Origin of the sequence: Massilia sp. DD77, assembly GCF_036961685.1 — a bacterium.
In the GTDB taxonomy this organism is placed as follows: Bacteria; Pseudomonadota; Gammaproteobacteria; order Burkholderiales; family Burkholderiaceae_D; genus Telluria.
In genome coordinates this window covers 123,423-140,956 of sequence record NZ_JBAMDH010000006.1, presented here as the reverse complement: position 1 = coordinate 140,956, position 17,534 = coordinate 123,423, and the positions used below count along the sequence as shown (strand labels likewise).

The 17,534-nt window shown below is 68.5% G+C and carries 19 protein-coding genes; 11 read left to right on the top strand and 8 right to left on the bottom strand.

Annotation, left to right across the window (positions count from 1 at the left end; genetic code table 11):
• Positions 1–2: 2 nt before the first annotated feature.
• Positions 3–605 (top strand): hypothetical protein, encoded by a 603-nt coding sequence (locus V7778_RS05095; protein ID WP_335552412.1) that lies wholly within the window; start codon positions 3–5, stop codon positions 603–605.
• Between the two features lie 220 nt (positions 606–825).
• Positions 826–2,685 (top strand): M4 family metallopeptidase, encoded by a 1,860-nt coding sequence (locus tag V7778_RS05090; protein WP_335552410.1) that lies wholly within the window; start codon positions 826–828, stop codon positions 2,683–2,685.
• On the opposite strand, the gene V7778_RS05085 is transcribed toward V7778_RS05090, so the two are convergent.
• Together V7778_RS05085 and V7778_RS05080 are read right to left on the bottom strand one after the other, a co-directional pair.
• Positions 2,657–3,394, bottom strand: a complete 738-nt coding sequence (locus tag V7778_RS05085; protein WP_335552408.1) for a M23 family metallopeptidase — start codon at positions 3,392–3,394, stop codon at positions 2,657–2,659. The genes V7778_RS05090 and V7778_RS05085 overlap by 29 nt on opposite strands.
• Positions 3,395–3,410: 16 nt before the next feature.
• Positions 3,411–4,511, bottom strand: coding sequence for a L,D-transpeptidase family protein (locus tag V7778_RS05080; RefSeq protein WP_335552406.1), 1,101 nt, complete (start codon positions 4,509–4,511; stop codon positions 3,411–3,413).
• A 114-nt stretch (positions 4,512–4,625) separates the two neighbouring features.
• Here V7778_RS05080 and V7778_RS05075 point away from each other — a divergent pair, with 114 nt between their 5' ends.
• Positions 4,626–4,937 (top strand): 2Fe-2S iron-sulfur cluster-binding protein, encoded by a 312-nt coding sequence (locus tag V7778_RS05075; protein WP_335552404.1) that lies wholly within the window; start codon positions 4,626–4,628, stop codon positions 4,935–4,937.
• Here the strand turns inward: V7778_RS05075 and V7778_RS05070 are convergent.
• On the bottom strand, positions 4,927–5,841 hold the full coding sequence (locus V7778_RS05070) for an alpha/beta hydrolase (RefSeq protein ID WP_335552402.1): 915 nt from the start codon (positions 5,839–5,841) through the stop codon (positions 4,927–4,929). The two genes, V7778_RS05075 and V7778_RS05070, sit on opposite strands and share 11 nt — an antisense overlap.
• A gap of 150 nt (positions 5,842–5,991) precedes the next feature.
• Between V7778_RS05070 and V7778_RS05065 the strand changes: the two genes are divergently transcribed.
• Positions 5,992–6,171 carry a hypothetical protein gene (locus V7778_RS05065; protein WP_335552400.1) on the top strand — a complete coding sequence of 60 codons (180 nt, stop codon included), beginning with the start codon at positions 5,992–5,994 and terminating at the stop codon, positions 6,169–6,171.
• A 133-nt stretch (positions 6,172–6,304) separates the two neighbouring features.
• The gene (locus V7778_RS05060) at positions 6,305–6,499 is read left to right on the top strand and encodes a hypothetical protein (protein WP_229429113.1); all 195 of its coding nucleotides are present in this window, start codon (positions 6,305–6,307) and stop codon (positions 6,497–6,499) included.
• An 8-nt stretch (positions 6,500–6,507) separates the two neighbouring features.
• On the opposite strand, the gene V7778_RS05055 is transcribed toward V7778_RS05060, so the two are convergent.
• Positions 6,508–6,777 (bottom strand): hypothetical protein, encoded by a 270-nt coding sequence (locus V7778_RS05055; protein WP_335552398.1) that lies wholly within the window; start codon positions 6,775–6,777, stop codon positions 6,508–6,510.
• A gap of 185 nt (positions 6,778–6,962) precedes the next feature.
• On the opposite strand from V7778_RS05055, the gene V7778_RS05050 reads away from it, so the two are divergent.
• Positions 6,963–7,100: a hypothetical protein gene (locus V7778_RS05050; protein ID WP_211520117.1), complete on the top strand. Its 138-nt coding sequence runs from the start codon at positions 6,963–6,965 to the stop codon at positions 7,098–7,100.
• A 94-nt stretch (positions 7,101–7,194) separates the two neighbouring features.
• On the top strand, positions 7,195–7,566 hold the full coding sequence (locus V7778_RS05045; protein ID WP_335552393.1) for a hypothetical protein: 372 nt from the start codon (positions 7,195–7,197) through the stop codon (positions 7,564–7,566).
• Positions 7,567–7,715: 149 nt separating this feature from the next.
• On the opposite strand, the gene V7778_RS05040 is transcribed toward V7778_RS05045, so the two are convergent.
• The 3 genes from V7778_RS05040 to V7778_RS05030 form a co-directional block, all read right to left on the bottom strand.
• Entirely contained in the window at positions 7,716–7,934 is a 219-nt protein-coding gene (locus tag V7778_RS05040; RefSeq protein WP_335552391.1) for a hypothetical protein, read from the bottom strand.
• Positions 7,935–8,166: 232 nt separating this feature from the next.
• Complete coding sequence (locus tag V7778_RS05035) at positions 8,167–11,007, bottom strand: bifunctional diguanylate cyclase/phosphodiesterase (protein WP_335552389.1); 2,841 nt, start codon at positions 11,005–11,007, stop codon at positions 8,167–8,169.
• A 156-nt stretch (positions 11,008–11,163) separates the two neighbouring features.
• Positions 11,164–11,940 (bottom strand): transferase spermidine synthase, encoded by a 777-nt coding sequence (locus V7778_RS05030; RefSeq protein ID WP_335552387.1) that lies wholly within the window; start codon positions 11,938–11,940, stop codon positions 11,164–11,166.
• Positions 11,941–12,040: 100 nt separating this feature from the next.
• Between V7778_RS05030 and V7778_RS05025 the strand changes: the two genes are divergently transcribed.
• The 4 genes from V7778_RS05025 to V7778_RS05010 all read left to right on the top strand — a co-directional run bounded on the left by V7778_RS05025 (position 12,041) and on the right by V7778_RS05010 (position 15,497).
• The gene (locus tag V7778_RS05025) at positions 12,041–12,316 is read left to right on the top strand and encodes a hypothetical protein (RefSeq protein WP_335552385.1); all 276 of its coding nucleotides are present in this window, start codon (positions 12,041–12,043) and stop codon (positions 12,314–12,316) included.
• A 1-nt stretch (position 12,317) separates the two neighbouring features.
• Positions 12,318–13,490 (top strand): GGDEF domain-containing protein, encoded by a 1,173-nt coding sequence (locus V7778_RS05020; RefSeq protein ID WP_335552383.1) that lies wholly within the window; start codon positions 12,318–12,320, stop codon positions 13,488–13,490.
• Between the two features lie 84 nt (positions 13,491–13,574).
• Positions 13,575–14,504 carry a Ppx/GppA phosphatase family protein gene (locus tag V7778_RS05015; protein WP_335552380.1) on the top strand — a complete coding sequence of 310 codons (930 nt, stop codon included), beginning with the start codon at positions 13,575–13,577 and terminating at the stop codon, positions 14,502–14,504.
• Positions 14,505–14,624: 120 nt separating this feature from the next.
• Positions 14,625–15,497 (top strand): endonuclease/exonuclease/phosphatase family protein, encoded by an 873-nt coding sequence (locus V7778_RS05010; protein WP_335552379.1) that lies wholly within the window; start codon positions 14,625–14,627, stop codon positions 15,495–15,497.
• A 6-nt stretch (positions 15,498–15,503) separates the two neighbouring features.
• On the opposite strand, the gene V7778_RS05005 is transcribed toward V7778_RS05010, so the two are convergent.
• The gene (locus V7778_RS05005; RefSeq protein ID WP_335552377.1) at positions 15,504–17,444 is read right to left on the bottom strand and encodes an alkaline phosphatase family protein; all 1,941 of its coding nucleotides are present in this window, start codon (positions 17,442–17,444) and stop codon (positions 15,504–15,506) included.
• Positions 17,445–17,534 lie beyond the last annotated feature (90 nt).

Below are 17,534 nucleotides of genomic sequence, written 5' to 3'. Positions count from 1 at the left end.
ATATGGAATCACGTAACGAATTGATCGAGCACCAGCACGCCCATGACGGGCACACGCACCATGAACACGAACACGGCCATGTGCATGCGCATCCGCAGCAGGGCCACATCGTGCCGCGCCGCCCTTCGCCCGAGGAGCTGTCGCACATCCAGGGCTGGGGCGCCGACCTCGACCGCAAGAACCGCCCCGGCGTGCCGATGGAACGCACCCCGCCGCGCTATACCGACGCCGAGGAAGGCGTGCCGGAGCAGCAGCCTGAGCGGGTCGAGGTGCTGGTTTCGCCCGAGCGCCCCGGCATCACCCCGCTGTTCGGCACGGTCCAGCCGCCGTCCGGGCTGTCGGGCATGATCCGGCGCGCCGCCTTCAAGTCCACCGAGAACGACCTGCGCCACTGGCTGCTCCTGTTGCTGGCGGACCGGGTCAACGTGGTCGAAGGCATTGCCGAGGACCTGGCCCATGGCCACGTCCCGAACGTGTTCGCCGAGATGGGCCTGGGGGCCGAGTGGAAGCACAACCCGGCCGGGCTGGTGAAGAAGGCGGCCATCGGCGCCGCCGTCGTGGGCACCGCCTGGTACCTGCTCAACCGCCGCAGCCGCTACCGCTGAGGCGCAGCCGCTACCGCTGAGGCGCAGCTGCTGCCGCTGACACGGCACAAGCGTCCGTAGCGAAAGCCGCGGGAAGGCCGCCCGGCCTTCACATCCTTTGCCGGCGCGCGAACCACGCCGGCATTTCTTTTGCGTCCAAGCAAATTCTCCACAATAAGCTCGTCCACACTGGCCGATGACCCGCGCCGCCCGAGGCCCGGACTGACCGGATGGAGACGAGATGATGCCGTACACCCCCACGCAAACGATGTCGACCCCGCGCCGCCTGGCAGCCTTGCTGGCGTCCGCGGTCCTGCTCGCCCATGGCGCGCTTGCCGCGCCGATGATGAGCCCGCCCCAGAACCTGGGCGTGAAGGGGCGCGCCTCGGTCCTGGGGCAGTTGAGCGCCGGGCGCAACGCCCAGGGGCTGGACCAGGACCATTCCTACCGGGTACTCGGCCAGCATCCCGGCGCCGGGGGCACCCAGGTGGTGCGCGCCGCGCACACCTACAAGGGCCTGCGCATCTTCGGTTCCGATTCGGTGGTGGTGCTGGACCAGAAGCAGCGCGTGGTGACCGAGACCGCATCGCCGCGCCGCCTGCACCTGGGGCGCGGCGCCGCCAACCGCCCGGGGGCCAGGACAATCGCCTTCGACACCCGGCCGCGCATCGCCGCCAAGGCCGCGATCGCGGCGGCCCTGGCCCACCTGGTGCCCGGCGCCAGCCACATCGTGGCGCCACGCGCGGAACTGCTGATCTATCCGGTGATGCGCGACGAGCGCGTGCCCGAGGCCCAGGGCAAGGCGGAAGAGGAACTGAACGCCCTCGACCTGCGGGAAACCGTGGACCGCTACGAGCTGGCCTGGCTGGTGCGCACCCGCATGCGCCTAGGCGACCAGCCGCTGTACCACGACACCGTGGTCAGCGCCCGCGACGGCCAGCCGATCGACCAGTGGAGCATGCTGCAGACGGCGACCGGCGTGGGCAAGAGCCAGTACAACGGCGAAGTCCCGCTCAGCACGACGTTCACGGAGGGCACCTACCGCATGCTCGACCCGGAGCGCGGCAAGGGCGGGACCTTCGGCGCGATGGCGATCACCAACGCCAACAACGGCGGCAGCGCCGGCAAGGTCTATACCAACGACACCAATACCTGGGGCGACGGCAAGCAGTTCGTGGAGGGCGGCAGCACCACAGGCCCGAACGGCCAGACGGCGGCCGTGAACGCCATGTGGGGCCTGATGAACACCTACGACGCGCTGAAGAACGTGCTGGGCTGGCGCTCGCTGGACGGTCACGACACCGCCACCTACATCGCGGCCCACGTCAACCGCGGCTACGACAACGCCTACTACAGCGACACCTGCCGCTGCATGTTCATCGGCGACGGCACCTATTTCACCAGCCTGGGCTCGATCGACGTGATTGGCCACGAGATGGGGCATGGCGTGACGGCCGCGACCTCGAACCTGGTCTATACCGGCGAATCGGGCGGCCTGAACGAATCGAGCTCGGACATCTCGGGCGAGGTGGTGGAGGCCTATGCGCGCGCCGGAGGCAAGGGCGATGTCATTCCCGACGAAGGCAACGACTGGATGCTGGGCAAGGAGATCAGCCGCAACGGCACGCCGCTGCGGTTCATGATCAAGCCGAGCAGGGATGGCAGCAGCATTGATGCCTGGAGCCCGAGCCTGCGGCGCCTGGACGTCCACTACAGCAGCGGCCCGAACAACCGCATGTTCTACTTCCTGGCGCGCGGCTCGGAGGCCGATAAAGGCAGCGACGCCTACAGCAAGTACCTGGTGAAGCAGCCGGCGGCGATGAGCGGCATCGGTACCGACAAAGCCTTCCGCATCTGGTTCCACGCCAATACCACCAAGTTCACGTCCAGCACCAACTACGCGGATGCGCGCGCCAAGATGCTCCTGTCGGCCGAGGAGCTGTACGGCAGGGGCAGCCGCGAGGCCGTGGCCGTGCAGCGCGCCTACGCGGCGATCAATGTCGGCGCCGATGTGGACGAGGTTGCGGACGAGACCGCGGGCGAGCCGGAAGACGCCGCTTCGGAGACGGCGCTCAGTCCTTCAACAGTGGAAACGGATTGAGCGGCGTTCCTTTCCACCACTGCTTCTCGGGCGTGAGTTCGACCACGGCGAAGTGCAGGTGGGGCGCGTTCGGGTCCGAGTTCCCGGTCACGCCGACATAGCCCAGCACGTCGCCGCGCTTGAGCACCATGCCTTCCTTCAGGCCGTCCGCATAGCGGTCGAGGTGGGCGTAGTAATAGGCGTATTGTTCGTTGGGATCGAACTGGTAGACGGTGAGGCCGCCGGGCTTGCTGGTGAATAGCTTGACGACCTTGCCGTCGCCGGCCGCCACCACAGGCGTGCCCTTGGCGGCCATGATGTCCAGCGCCTCATGATGGCGCTGGTTGCCGCGCGGCTGGTCGAAGGTGTCGGTCAGGTCGGCCGCCTTCACGCCCTGGACCGGCACCAGCAGCTTGGCCGGGATGGCGGAGGGCGCGCCCGGCGTGGCATTGGCGGCCGAGAGGGCGCCGGACGAGGGACGCATCGGCAGCTCGGTCTCGGCCAGGTCCGTCTGGACGACCGAGCCTCCCTGGCTATCGGGGGCCGGGACCGGCGCTGTCCCGGGCGCCTGCGCCGGTGCCTGCGCAGGTGTCGGTGCCTGCGCCGGGGCGGGCGGCGGCGGGGCGGCCGCCGCCACGGGCGCCGGCTCGTCAGGCACTTCGTTCAGGAACACGAACAGCACCCCGGCGCCGACCAGCGCGCCGGCCAGGAAGGTCATCAGCCATTTCATCACGTCCTCCGTTGGGTCAGTCCTGCAATACCACTTCGGTGCCCGCCGCCACCAGGTTCGCCACTTCGGCGGCGCTCCAGTTGGTCAGGCGGATGCAGCCGTGCGATTCGGTCTTGCCCACGTGGGCCGGGACCGGTGTGCCGTGGATGCCGTAGTGGGGCTTGGACAAGTCGATCCAGGCCACACCGACCGGGTTGTTCGGTCCGGCCGCGATCTTGGCCTTCTTGTCGCCCGGTTCGGCGTCCCAGAACAGCTTCGGGTTGTAGTTGTACACCGGATTGGGGTGCACGCCTTCGATCTTCCAGGTGCCGACCGGCAGCGGGTCGTGCTCGCTGCCGGTCGAAGCCGGGTATTGGGCCAGCAGCTGGCCGCCCGCGTCGAACAGCTGCAGTACCTTGGGCCCGTCCTTGACGACCACCTTGGCGGCCTTTGGTAGCGCGGTTTTGCCGACGATGTTGGGCACCAGGATCTGCTCGCCCACGCTGGCCAGGCTCTTGCCCGGATTGAGGCGCTCGATCAGTTTCGGGCTGGCGTGGAATTTCTCGCCCAGGCCTTCCACGGCGCTGGCGTAGCCGAGGGCAGGCAGCGAGGCCTTGGCCATCATGTCTTCCGGCACCGGGCGGAAGGGGCCGGCCACGTCGGCCTCGACCAGGGTGTAGGTGAGCAGGGTGGGGCTGTTGTCGGCATTGAGCGCGTTCCAGGTCGCTTCGTCGAGCTTGCCGGTGACCGGCAGCTTGCGCGCCGCCTGGAAGCTGTTCAAGGCCTGGCGCATGTTGGAACCGTAGGCGCCGTCGATCTCGCCCGGCGAGAAATGGGCACGGTCGAGCAATACCTGGGCGCGCAGCAGGCGCTCGAACTGGGCTTGCTTGGCGTTGGCCGGGGCCTTGGCCTGGGGCTGCGGCGCCAGGGCCGTGCCCTCCAGGGCCGGCGCGGCCAGGGTGGCCTGGGCCGGCGCGTTGGGCGTGGACGGCGTGGCCGGAGCCGGCGTGGCAGGCTGCGCCGGCGCCGCGGCTTGCGCGTCCGGCGCCTGTGCGCCGTCGCGGGCAGCCGACGCCGTAACGGGAAGGGCGCCCAGCAGGGCGGCGATGATCAGGGGAGCGGTGTGCTTGTTTTTCATGATGGATTCCTGCCTCTTGCTTTCTGGAGATTCCAGCGTAGAGGGGCGCCCGGTCCGAGTCTGTGCGACAACGAACTCAGCATGCTGGCGGGCAGGGCGCTACAATCGGCGCCCATGTCCTCCACCATCCACACCGTCAGCCTGCAGCCAGGCGGAGAAACTTTCCCTGCGGACGAGACGACGACCCTGCTGCGCGCCGCCGAGGCGGCCGGCCTTGAGCTGCCCAGTTCCTGCCGTAACGGGACTTGCCGCACCTGCATCTGCCGCCTGCGCAGCGGGCAGGCGGTCCACCTGATCGAATGGCCGGGTCTGTCGGCCGATGAAAAGCGCGAGGGCTATATTTTGCCCTGCGTGGCGGCGGCGCGCGGCGACCTGGTGCTCGAGGCGCCGCTGGCGCGCAGGGCCGCGCCTGCGCTCAAGGAGTGAGGCCGAGCGCGTTCTCGATCACGCGCAGCACCTGCGGCCAGGCGGGCGAGGTGGCGGCCACTTCGTCGTAGTGGCTGGCCTCGGGCAGGATCACGGCCTCGGCGTGGTCTCCGGCGGCCCGGGCGCGCGCCGCGTATTCCTGCGCCACGCGCGGCGGCGAGATGGTGTCCAGCGCGCCTGTGACCAGCCAGGTGCGGCTGCCGTTCGGCAGCAGCTCGGCCGCGTTGGTGTCGGCGAACACGTCCGGCCGGCCCGGACCGGCCTGGCCGGCCAGCTGCGCGGTATCGCGGCCGCAGCTGGAGTGGATCAGGGCGGCTTCGCGGCGCAGGTCGGCCAGGCCGCCCAGGCTCACGATGTTCGGCACCGGGAGCGGGTTGGCGCGGTACAGCGGACTGTCCTGCGGGATGCGCGCCCGTCCGGCGATCCATTGCACCAGCTGGCCGCCGGCCGAGTGGCCGACCGCGACGATGCGTTCGAGGTCCAGCGGCCGCGTGTTCGCCTGCGCGCGCAAGGCGTCGAGGGCGGCATGCATGTCCTGGTACATGCCGGGATAGCCGCCGCCCGGCTCGTCGACCCGCCGGTATTCCACGTTCCAGACCGCGATGCCGCGCGCCGCCAGTGCGCCCGCCATGTTGCGCAGCTGGGTGATGCCGCCGAATTTGCTGGTCCAGCACCCGCCGTGCACCAGCACCGCGACCGGCCAGGGCGCCTTGCCCGCGCCCTCCGGCGGCAGGAACAGCTCGGCGTACTGCGAGGGCGCCGGTCCGTAGACAACGCGTGCGCTGGGCGCGGGGCCGTTCAGCGCCAGGTAGTCGGCCAGTTTCATCGGGGCGGCCTGGGCGTGCAGGCTGGCCGCCAGCAGGGAAAGCGGGAGCAGGCGAAACAGGGGCATAAGGCGGGTCATGAGGCGCGCGGAAGCGGGGCGGATGGTCGGAACGCCACTATAGCCGAGCCGCCGGGCGGGCGCACGATTGAGCGGCCCGTTGAGCGCCCCGCTGAGCGCATCCATGCTAGGCTGCGCACGACATCCACGTTTTTGATCAGGAGGCAGGCGATGAGCAATTCGAAATCCACCGGACAGCAGAACGAGCAGTCGGCGAACAAGTCCAAGGAGCAGGAGGACAAGGAACGCGCCGGCGTGACCGACAAGAGCAGCCACGACCACATGTCGCGCGAACGTGCCAGCACCGACAAGGGTGCCGGCGGCGGCGCCAAGCAGAAGCAGAACCACTAGGCTGGCAGGGAAGCGCCACGCTCCCTCGCGACGGGCGCCCGCCCGTCGCCGTACCTGCAAGGCGGATTCCCGCCTTCCATGCATCGTGCGCCGCGCCGCATCGGCGGCGCACGACTTTCAAGAGAGGCCCACCATGAACATGCTCACGGCGCAGGACCCTCTGCGCGATTTCACCGCCATCGAGGCGCACATCACACCGGAACCCGACACGCCCACCGATCCGAAGCAGCCGCCACCCCAGCCGCCGGTGCCGGACGACGTGCCCGATCCGGTCAACGCTCCGGTCGAGGAGCCGCGCCTGCCCGAACCGCCGATCCGGGCAAGCTGAATCACCTCTCAGGTGCCGGAAGCCTGGCGGTTGCCGGGCTCCCCCTGCGGGCTGCCCTTGCCCGCATCGTTTCCCTTCCCAGTCTGGTCCTTGCCGGCTTCGTCTTGCTGCCGGCTGCCTTCGTCCGCTTGCCGGTTCGAGGGCGGCAGCGGTGGTATCTCGCGGATCATTTCCTCGGTCTCATGCTGGCCAGGGGATTTTTCGCCGCTGCCGATGTCGGCTTCGTCGAAGATCCCGCTCCGTCTGTTGGGCGGGTCCGCCTTGGTCGGATCGTTCATGCTGTGCTCCGGTAAAGTTGTCAATGTCGTATGATCCTAGCAGGCCCCCATGTGGTCCGGCGCGCGCTAGGCGCCGCTGACGGTGTTGCTTTTCTGCCGTCCCGGCCCTCGGTGTGTTCGCTGTCACATGGCCGTCATGACGGGTTTTCTATAATCAGAGCCATAACACGCCACCGCAGGAGGAGATGATGGGTTCCACTTTGTACAACAAGATCTACCTGGGCCGCGGGGCCATCGAAACGCGCCGCATGCAGCTCGCGATGGCGCTGGGCCTGGCCGCCAGCGTCGGATTGGGATGGATGGCCCTGCGTTCGCTGCGCTAGTGCGCCGCCGCTGTCGCCACCGGGAGCGAGATGAAGGTTGCCGCCGGCCGTTGCCGGGGTTACCATGTCGCGCCCTGGTTAAATGAAAGCGGTAATGAAGAACGAAAAGCTGACGACGGACGAATACGATGCGCTCGAACTGGTGCGCCGCGGCACCAAGAAGGACACGTCGACGGCCTGCGTGGGACGCAATGCCAAGCGTCTCTCGGGCCTGAAGATGATCGAATACAGCCGCGACGGCCGCATTGCGCTGACGAAGAAGGGACAGGAAGTCCTGTTCCTGCGCCGCTGCGTGGTGGCGCTGCGCGCGTTGGCGGAGAATCCCGGAGCGGAGGTCGACCACGAGGTGCTGCAGTTCCTGCAGCTGAAATCGCACGTCGCCGTACAAGAAGGCGGCGGCTATGCACTGACCGAGCGGGGACAGGAGTCGCTGGCCGACATCGCCCAGCAGGAAAAGAAACGCTAAAGGCAGGAGGCCCGGCGCGCACGTCGCCGGGTCATCGCATGCCGCCGCTAGAGCGCCTAACAGAGCGTCCGGGGCAAGGCGCGGAGTCGAAGACGGAACTGTACGGCGAGACGACGCAACGCAGCCGTGAAGGTTCTGTTAAGGGCTCTTTAGTTCGCGCGGCGGCGGTGCGGGTAGACCAGCACGCGGACGGCCACTTCGGCCGGTACGTTCATCGTCGCCAGGAACTCGGCGGCGCGCTGCAGGCCCAGCGTGGGCACCGACGCGATCGCCTGATTGATCAGGTCGCGCGTGCGGATGTCGGTGCGCTGCCTGCGCTGTGCGGCTTCGGCCGCGGCGGGCAACTCACGCGTTTCGTTCATCATCATATTCTCCGGACTCGGGATTGCAAAAGAGACACGGGTATTGTATCGCCAATGATGTCGTATTGGCCATAAAAAGTTATCCCAAGTTAATTATTTTTGCTCTAGGAATTTTCTGAGGCTTGGTCGGAGTTATCGGGGACCGCAACCGTAGGGTTGTGGGCGGAGCCGTCAACCCTACCGGAGCATCTGAAAGTGTCTATACGCCGGCGGCAGACCCGCCAACCCCGCGCGACCCTCAGGCCGCCGCGACCTCATCCTCCGGCGCCGGCAGCGCGAGGCAGCGCCGCTGGCGCAGCATCTGCTCGAAGTCCCCGGCCGGCAGCGGCTTGCTGAAGAAGTAGCCCTGCATCTCGTCGCAGCCGTGGCTGCGCAGGTAGTCGAGCTGCTCGGCCGTCTCAACGCCTTCGGCGATCACGGCCAGCTTCAGGTTGTGCGCCAGCGCGATGATCGAGGTGACGATCGCGGCGTCGTTGGCGTCGTGGGTGATGTCGGCCACGAAGGAGCGGTCGATCTTGAGCACGTCGATCGGGAAGCGCGACAGGTAGGACAGGCTCGAATAGCCGGTGCCGAAGTCGTCGATCGACAGGTTCACGCCCAGCGACTTCATGCGGTGCAGCAGTTCCACCGCCGGCGTCACGTCGCTCATGAACAGGCTTTCGGTCAGCTCGATCTCGAGGCAGTCCGGATCCAGGCCGGTGTCGTTCAGCACCGATTCCAGGCTGGCGATCAGGTCGGCGGCGCCGAACTGGCGCGCCGACAGGTTGACCGCCACCCGCAGCTTGCCCAGGCCCGCATCCTGCCAGGCCTTGTTCTGGGCGCAGGCGGCGCGCAGTACCCAGGCGCCGATCTGCACGATCAGGCCGGTCTCCTCGGCGATGCCGATGAAGCGCACCGGCGGGACCATGCCCAGCTCCGGGTGGTTCCAGCGGATCAGGGCTTCCATGCCGACGATCTGGCCGGTCTTGAGGTCGACCTGGGGCTGGTAATGCAGGACGAATTCGTTGCGCTCCAGCGCATTGCGCAGCGCGCTTTCGATCCGCACCCGTTCGAGCGACTCCTCGTTCATGGCCGGGGTGTAGAACTGGAAATTGTTGCGCCCCATCTTCTTGGCGCTGTACATCGCGATGTCGGCATGCTCGATCAGGCTGTCCGCCGGCGTGCCTTCGCTCGGGTAAACCGCCACGCCGATCGAGCAGGTGACGAAGAACTCCTTGGTGCCGAGCATGACCGGCTGGGCCACCGAATCCATCACGCGCTGCACGATCTCGGGGTGCAGCGGTTCTTCCGCGTGCTCCGACAGGATCACCACGAATTCGTCGCCGGACAGGCGCGCCACGGTGTCGGTATCGCGCAGCGAGCCGGTCAGGCGCGCGGCCACCGTCATCAGGAGCACGTCGCCGGCCTTGTGGCCCATCGAGTCGTTGACGAACTTGAAGCGGTCCAGGTCGATCAGCATCACCCACATCGGGCGCCCGCTGCGGTTGGCGTAGGCGATCGCCTGGCCCAGGCGGTCCTGCAGCAGCGAACGGTTCGGCAGGCCGGTCAGCACGTCGTGCTGGGCCACGTGGTGCACGCGCTGCTCGGTGAGCTTGCGTTCGGTGATGTCGCTGCCGGTGCCGCGGTAGCCCATCAGGGTGCCGGTCTCGTCGAAGACCGGCTGGCCGTTGACGCAGAACCAGCGTGTGTCGCCCTGGTCGTCGACGGTCTTGTATTCGAGGTTGGCGAAGGGCTCGTTGGCCTTGATCTGGGCGATGTGGGCGCGTCCGCTCTCGGTCTCGAGCAAATTCGGCTGGAATTCCCAGCGCGTCTTGCCCAGCAGGCCGTCGACCGGCACGCCCGTTTTTTCGGTGAAGGCGCCGGTGACCATGGTGAAGCGCAGTTCGGCGTCCTGTTCCCAGTACCAGTCCGAAGACATCGACACCAGCTGGCGGAAGCGCTGCTCGCTCTGCTGCAGCGCCTTCTCGGCGCGTTCGCGCGCGATCATGTCCTCGACCAGGCGGCGGTTGGTGCGGCGCAGGTCGGCGGTGCGCTGGCGCACCAGCTGCTGCACCTTGCGCGCGCGCCGGCCCGAGGCCTGCACGAACGCGGTGCTGAGCAGCGTGATCAGGACGCCGCCCACCAGCAGGGCGGTGGACGCCATGTGGTCGGGCAGGTAGGGACGCGGCGCGGAGGCGACGTCGATGCGCCACGGACGTCCGGCGATCTGCAGGGTCGTGCTGCGCACATCCGGATGGGGAGGACCGAACCACGCTTCAAGCGCGCCGGACGGCGCGGCGGCGGTGGGACCGGTCGACAGCAGGCGCTTGTGCGCGTCCGCGTGTTCGCCGGCATAGACCGACACGAAAATGTCGTCCGAGTCGAGCAGGCCGGCGCCGGCCAGCGAGGCGCGCACCAGCTCGTTGCCGCGGATGATCACGGCGGTGTCCCCGGTCATCACGCCGTCCTTGTCCAGCACCGGCAGCACCAGCTCGAAGCTGGGATGGGGCGTGGCGTCCTGGGCCAGCGCGAACAGGCCGGTGGAGGCGGCGCGGCCGGAACCGCGCGCCATGTCGAGCGCGCCCATGATTTCCGGGTTCTGCGATACGTTCAGGCCGAAGGCCGGCTCGTTGCCGGCCATCGGCTCCAGGAAATCGACGATGTGGTAGCGTCCGCGCACCGGCGCCGGCACCTGGCCTTCGGACCGCAGTTCGGTGAAGATGGTGCCCGGACGGACGGCCTGCAGCTCGGCCTCGACCGCGGCGCGGTCCTCGCCCTGCACCACGCGGTGGTAGTTGAAGGCCTGGATGAAGCGGTGGCGTTCCAGCAGGGCCGAGGTGAAGTCGGCGAACTGCTGGCGCGTGACCGGCTCGCCGCGCGCGAATAGCTGGTTGGTGACGGTCAGGACTTCCACCGCCTGGTCCATGCCCTGGCGCACCGCGGCCACGCGCTCGTCGGCGCGCTGGGCGAAGGCGAGCGCCATGTTGTCGTATTCGAGATGGCTGACGCCCATGAACAGGGCGCCGGATGCGGCCAGGCCGCCCCCGAGCGTGAGGGCCGCCGCAAGGGTAAGCGACAGGGGCAGGCGGCGACGCGGCATGTGATGGTCCAGAGGGTCCAGGCTTGTCAGTTGATCAGGAACGGAATAGTGCTTGCCAATAGGCATTAGTGCGCGCCAGTTTGTCATAAAAGCGGGTGGTTTCGCAAACGAATTGTGCCTTGCTGGTCAATTCGTCCAGACACGATGTGGCCGCCCTCAGACAGGGCGCCATGACAACCATGCAAGCACCGCGCGCGCCAGCAGGCGGTTGGTCCAGGACCAGCCGAACCCGCCCGGGCGCGCCAGCCTGCCAAGCAGGCGTTCGGCCGGTCCCGGGGTGGCGTGGCGGGGCCGCGGGCGCACCGCGAACAGGATCCGGTTGTTGCCGGCGATGCCGCGGAACCAGGCCAGCCGGCCGCCGAAGGCGGTGCGCAGCCGTTGCAGCGCAGCGACATAGTCAGGATCGTAAGTGAAGATATTGGCAACCAGTACGCCGTCCGGCCTCAGGCAGCGCCGGCAGTCGGCATAGAAGCGCGCGCTCGACAGCGCGGGCGGCAGGCCGGCGGCGTCGAAGCCGTCCACCAGCAGCACGTCAGCCAGGCCGGGATTGGCCGCAAGCCAGGCGCTGGCGTCGCAGTGCAGCACGCGCAGGCGCGCATCGTCCGGCGGCACGTGGAACTGCGCGCGCAGGGCGATCACGTCGGCGCGCAGTTCGAGCACCGTGATGCGGGCGCGCGGGAAACGGCGGTAGCAGAACTTGGCCAGCGAGCCGCCGCCCAGGCCGACCATCACGATGTGGCGCGGATCGGGCGCGAACAGGGCGAAGCACATCATGGCGCGCGCATAGGCCAGCACCAGGTCGTCGGGGCGCGAGAGCCGCATCTCGCTCTGGATGTCGCCGGGCGTGAACTCCAGGGTGCGGCGGTCGCCCTCGGTGCGCACCAGGGGCGGGGAGGGCGGATCCTGCCCGGGGCGGTCGGCGGAAGCGGACATGGCCCGAGTATATACGTGAATGGACAGGCTCCCGGCCCGGCTTGTTGCAGGGCATCGCTTTCTGATAAGCTGGCCGCCACGCGCCACTCGAAAAGCCCCTATGTTCCTGGACCATCCTACGATCACCGCCACCAACAGCCACACCGAGCCGGACCGGATCGAGCGGCTGCAGCGCGTGTACGGGTATGCGATGGCCCTGGCGGACGCCGCCGGCAACGCCCGCTTCGTCGAAAAGCTGACCCAGCTCCACGACCACAAGGGCACCCTGATCGTGTTCTGGCACGACGCCCCCAGCGGCGACGAGCAGGGCTACTTCTCCCGCGCCTGGGCCAGCAAGATCGGCGACGGCACCACCCACGTCGAACACGAGTACTGACATGATGCCGCTGGACGCCTCCACCATGGTACTGGTCCTGGCCCTGGGCAACCTGGCCCTGGTCGCGCTGCTGACCTTCTTCGACCATGGCCCGGTGCGTTCCCAGGCCTTGTCCGCCTGGAGCCTGTCCAAGCAGATCCAGGGCGGCGCCTGGCTGCTGCTGGCCCTGGGCGCCACCAGCGTGGTGCCGCCGGCGATCGCGATCCCGGGCGGCTACGCGCTGCTGCTGGCCGGCGTGGCGATCGAGTCCGGGGCCTCCTGGCAAGCCGCGGGGCGCGACGGCTGGCGCCGTCCCACCCTGGTGCTGGGCGGGCTGGCGATCCTGGCCTTCTTCATTTGCTACCTGATCGACGAGGAAGGCCTGCGCGGCGTGGCCGCCTCGCTGCTGCTGGGCGCCTTTTACCTGTCGGGCGCGGCGGCCCTGGCCAGCCGCTGGAAGGAGAACAGCCTGCTGCAGCGCTTCCTGGCGCTGGTGACGGCGGTACTGGCCCTGGTGGTGGCCGCGCGCGGCCTGTTCGTGCTGCTGCTCGAAGGGGGCTGGGGCTGGCTGACCAACGAGATGCTGGGCCAGCTTTCCAGCGGCGCGCTTTATCTCATGATGCTGGCCAACTGCTTCGGCATGCTGCTGCTGGCGCGCGAGCGCTCGCAGCGCGAACTGGCGCGCCTGGAAGTGGTGGACCCGCTCACCGACGTGCCGAACCGGCGCGGCTTCTTCAGCGCGCTGGGTCCCTGGATGGCCCTGGCCCGCCGTCCCGGCCTGCCGACCGCCCTGGTGGTGCTCGACCTCGACCAGTTCAAGCGGGTCAACGACGGCTACGGCCACCCGGCTGGCGACGCCGTGCTGCGCCACGTGGTGGAACTGTGCAAGCGCCAGCTGCGCGACAGCGACATGCTGGGCCGCCTGGTGGGTGTCGAGTTCGCGATCCTGCTGCCGCGGACGAACCTGGACGAAGCCACCCTGGTGGCCGAGCGTATCCGCGCCGCCATCGAAACCACCCCGGTCAAGAGCGAACGGGCGCTGATCAAGATGACCGCCAGCTTCGGCGTCACCATCATCCGTCCGGAAGACAGCACCGTGACCCTGTTCCAGCGCGCCGACGAAGCCCTGGTGGCGGCCAAGCAGGGTGGGCGCAACCGCGTGTCGCAAGCCGTGGCGGCGGTGGCCGAAGTCTGAAGTTCGATGTCTAGGCTCCGCCAAAAGTCATAGGCGTGTCATATCCGGGCCGTATCCTGCTGCCATCTCGCCGCAGGAACGACCATGACACTTTCCACTCCTGAATCCCCTTTGTATGCTGCCGTCGAGCTGGGCTCGGACAGTTTCCGCCTGCATGTCGGGCGGGTCGAGGACGGCACGGTCCAGCTCGCGGCCACGATGTCCGAGCCGGTGCGCCTGGCCGCGACCCTGGATGAGGACGGCAACCTGTGCGCGGCCGCGATGCGGCGCGCGCTGGGCTGCCTGGGCGAGTTCCGGCGCGCCCTCGACGCCTGGCGGCCGGAAGCGGTGCGGGTGGTGGCGACCTCGGCCCTGCGGATGGCGCGCAATGCGGGCGTATTCCTGCCGGCCGCCGAGGGGGCGCTGGGCCGCAGGATAGAGCTGATCGACGGTGGCGAAGGCGGGCGCCTGGTCTACCTGGGCGTGGCCAGCACCCTCGGCGAGGCGGGCCAGGAGCCGCGCCTGGTGATCGATATCGGCAGCGCTTCGACCGAGCTGGTGCTGGGGCGCGGCGAGCGCATCGAGCGCGTCGAATCCTTCGCGGTGGGTGCGGTGCGCCAGAGCCTGAGCTTCTTCAGCGACGGCCGCATCGACGAGGCGGGATTCGAGGCGGCGGTACGTTCGGGGCGCAGCCGCTTCGCGCAGGCTGGCCTGGCGCGCCAACCGGGGCGGCGCGCCTACGGCGCCTGCGGCACGGTGCGCGCCCTGGCCGAAATCGCCGGGGCCGGCGGGGAAGCTCGGCTGGACCGCGACTGCCTGGCGCGCCTGCGTCGGATGGTGGTGGAGGCCGGCCACCTGGCGCGGGTGCGCCTGGCCTGGGAACCGGCGGCGCGCGCGCCGCACCTGCCGGGCGGGCTGGCGCTGCTCATCGCGCTGATGGACGAATTCGGGATCGACGAGGTGGCTCCCGTGCATGCGGGCCTGCGCGTCGGTGCGCTGTGGGACTTGCACGCGCGGGCGGCCGCGCTTGCTTGATGGCGGGATAGGCGGGCTGTTTTAGCCGCGCGAACCTAAACTGCGCCGCTTTTTCGCCATGGGTGCGTTACAAGCGCAGGGGATATGGTTAACTTCGTTCCTGAGCTTCGGACTCTCGACATGACATCCATTTTTCCATCCTTCTTGCGCCGGTTCGCGCACGCTGTGCTGTTTTGCCTGGCATGGACATCTACCGCATCGGCGGCGTCCAGCACACCCGCGCCGATCAACGTCGCCACCTACAACCTGCGCTATGACAATCCTGGCGACGGCCCCAATGCCTGGCCGGCCCGCAAGGAAATGGTCAAGGCGCTGATCCGCTATCACGAGTTCGACATCATCGGCACGCAGGAAGGCCTGGCCGGCCAGATCGCCGACCTGGCCCGGATGGAAGAATTCGATCATGTCGGCGTCGGCCGGGACGACGGCAAGCAGGCCGGCGAGCATTCGGCGATTTTCTTCCGCAAGCGCCGCTTCGCGCTGCTGGACAAGGGCGACTTCTGGCTCAGCGAAACGCCCGACCGTCCCTCGTTCGGCTGGGATGCCAGGTGCTGCCACCGCCTTGCCTCCTGGGCGCGCCTGCGCGACCGAAGCACCGGGCGCGCGCTGTTCGTGTTTTCGGTGCACTTCGATCATGAAGGCGAACAGGCCCGGCGGGCATCGGCCGAGCTGGTGCTGCGCAAGATCGCCGAGATCACTCGCGGCGAGCCAACCATCTGCGTGGGCGACTTCAACTCGACGCCGGAAACGGTGCAGATGCAGGCGATGGCGACGGCGATGCGCGACGCCGCCCGGGTCAGCAAGGCGCCGCCGTATGGGCCGCCTGGCACCTTCAATGGCTTCCGCCTCGATGCGGCAATGAGCGACCGGATCGACTACATCTTCGTCGACCGGCATGTCGAGGTGCTCAAGTATGCGGTACTAAGCGACTCGTTCGAGCGGCGCTATCCGTCCGATCACCATCCGGTCGTGGCGCGCGTCATATTGCGGTAGGCGCCCTCAGTGCTTGCCCATGGGCTGCTCGGCCGCCGCGAGAGAGGTTTCCTGCTCGGGCGCCAGGAAGCGGGTCGACGGCTGGCCATCGGCGTTGTGCTGCATGATGCGTACCGGCCGCCCCTGTGCGTCGAGCCACACCTGGCCGATGCCGGCCCCATTCCAGACGCGTTCGCCATGCTGGCGCCGGTCGGGCAGGTAGGGCGTGAGGGCCAGGTCGCGGCGCTGGGTGAACCAGTTCAGCGGCGAGCGCGGAGAGTACAGCCAGCGATTCAGGCGATCGAGCCAGTCGAGCAGGCGGCGCGGGAATTCGTTCTTGATGCCGCTGCTGGTGATCTGCCAGATATGCGGCGTGCGGTCCGACTCGCGCACTTCGACATCGTAGGCGAACGAGTAGTGCACATCGCCCGACAGCACCACGTAATTCGCCGGCGCGCGCGAATGGCGGAAGATACTGAGCATGCTGCTGGCCGTACCGCGATGCGCCATCCAGTTCTCGGCGTCGACCGTCAAGGCCAGGCCGGCGAAGGTGGCGATCCTTTGCACCACCTCGATCAGCTTGACCCCGAACATGGGCGTCGGCGAGACGATGACGGCGGCGGTTTCGTCCAGCAGCTCGTGCTGCAGCTCGGTCAGGGATTCCCAGTCCATCAGGCCCGAAGGATGACCGGGCCGGCGCCGGTTGCGCCAGCGCCGGGTGCGGGTGTCCAGCACGATGATCGTGGGCTTGGCCCGTAAGACGAAGTCCCAGCGGCGGAACGACCGCAGGCGCCTGATCAGCGCGTCCTGCAACTGCGTGTCCAGCTGATCGTCGGCGGCGGCCGTGGCGGCCAGCGCCGCCATCTCGTCCAGCGCCGTCTCGAACACCTCGGGGCGGTTGCCCCAGCCCTGGCAGAGCATATAGGCGATCAGCGCATTGCCCACGATGCGGCGCGCGAACGGATGCTCGTAGACGGTGGTGTCCCATTTGGCCGACAGGTTCCAGTCGTCGGTGATGTCATGGTCGTCGAAGATCATCAGGGTCTGCACGTGCGCCAGCAGCCGCGCGGCTCGCGGCAAATCGCGGCAGAAGCCCGCCAGCGCATCCGACTCGCGCCGCCAGCGGTCCGCATAGCGCGGGGCCAACGCCGGCGGGGGCGCATCCGCCACCAGCCGCCATGGCACCGGCGACCAGACCAGCAGGTACATGGCCATCACCTCCGCCAGGGTAACCAGGTGGTTGTGCGCGTTGGCTGTGGTGAAGATCGGCTTTTCACTGCCGCCGAAGAAGCGGTCGCGCAGCGCATCGTTGGACCTTGCCGCGGGCAGCAGCTCCACGCGCCGGTAATAGCCGGCCGGGTGGCGGTACAGCGCCTCGCTGTCGGCGACCACCGCGCCGTCCAGGCATTCTCCATACAGGCCCAGGCGCCGGATCAGCGCATGGATGGCCGCCAGCGTGGGGCCCGCCACGTCGTCGGCATAGACCTGGTCGCCGCACATCATGAGCATGGCGGGCCGCTCCTCGGCCCGGTCGATGTGATCGGCCAACAAGGCATCGGCGCGCGCCAGGCCGTCACGCGCGGGATGGTGCGGCTTGCGGCACGAGCCGAACAGGATATTGTCGCTGCGGCTGCGCAGCACCAGGTTCGGCCGCGTCGCGCCGGCATGCAGCAGGTGGGGCGCCCAGTGCGCGATGCCGGTCTCCTGGCCATCGTCCTGCTTGACGAGCAGGTCGTACTCGATGATCGTGTCTTGCGGCAGCGGCTCGGGCAGCGCGACATCGATCAGGTGCAGGCAGGCGTGGCGGCCGATGCGGATCACACGGCAGGAGCCCGCGTCCAGCGGCAAGCGCCGGGGTGCGCCTGCCACGGGCGCCAGCTCCAGGCGCAGGTCGAGCGGCGCGCTGCCGACCAGCCAGAGCACCAGGCGGCCCGGCTCGAGGCGGCGCAGGATAGGGCCGGCAAGCACGGGCGGGAGGCACTCAGAGGCAGGCGTCGGGATCAATCGGAGAACTATGCTGGTTGATAAGCGAATCAGTGTAGCAGACGCCTGGATGGC